Origin of the sequence: Roseomonas sp. HF4, from assembly GCF_005222755.1 — a bacterium.
GTDB lineage: Bacteria > Pseudomonadota > Alphaproteobacteria > Acetobacterales > Acetobacteraceae > Neoroseomonas.
In genome coordinates this window covers 1-889 of the sequence record NZ_STGD01000047.1, presented here as the reverse complement: position 1 = coordinate 889, position 889 = coordinate 1, and the positions used below count along the sequence as shown (strand labels likewise).

Annotated in this window: 1 protein-coding gene; it reads left to right on the top strand. The window is 69.2% G+C overall.

Translation table 11 applies throughout. From position 1 onward, the window contains the following. Nucleotides 1-92: 92 nt before the first annotated feature. On the top strand, nucleotides 93-889 hold a 797-nt coding region (locus tag E8M80_RS25620), incomplete at its 3' end, for an NAD(P)-binding domain-containing protein (RefSeq protein ID WP_170979657.1).

The following is an 889-nucleotide window of genomic DNA, read 5'->3' as shown; positions in this document are numbered from 1 at the left end:
ACTGCATCCTGGAACGGGGGAGGATCGCCGAGCGTTGGTTGTCGGAACGATGGGATGGACTGCATTTCCAGACCCCCAACCTGCTTGTTGGCTTGCCCGGCTATCCGCTTGTCCATGACAATCCCGACGGGTACGTCAGCGCAGCGCGGATCGCGGAATTCCTGACCGGCTATGCGACCTTCATCTCGGCGCCCGTGCGGCAGGGTGTCGCGGTGACGCGATTGGCCCGGGGTGGCGGCGCCGGGCGCTATCTGCTGGAGACCTCGGCAGGGCCGATGGGTTGCAGCAATGTCGTCGTCGCCACCGGCCCGTTCCAGCGCCCCGTATTCCCGCCGATGCTGCCACCGGATGCCCCGGTGTTGCAGATCCACGCCGCCCAGTACCGCGCATCGGGGACGCTTCCGGACGGCGCCGTGCTTGTCATCGGCGCCGGCGCGTCCGGCGCGCAGATCGCCGAGGAACTCATGCGGGCGGGCCGCAAGGTGTTCCTGTCGGTCAGCCGACATCGCCGGGCGCCGCGCCGCTATCGCGGGCACGACCACGTCTGGTGGTGGGTGGAGACCGGCATGGTCAACACGCCGCCGGAGCGGCGCAACCCCAATCCCGCCCCCGTCGTGCACACCGGCGCCTATGGTGGTCACACGATCGATTTCCGGGACTATGCCCGCCAGGGCATGACCCTTCTCGGACGCGCGGAGGCAGCAACGCGGGAGGCGATGACCTTCGCGGCCGACCTTGCCGACAACCTGGCGCATGGCGACGCCGGCTATCTCGCGTTTCTCGACTTCGTGGACGCGCATATCGCGCGGACAGGGATGCGGCTGCCGGAGGATCCGGCGGCGCGCGTGATCATGCCGACCCCGGCCGCGATGCATGACCCGATCCGGCG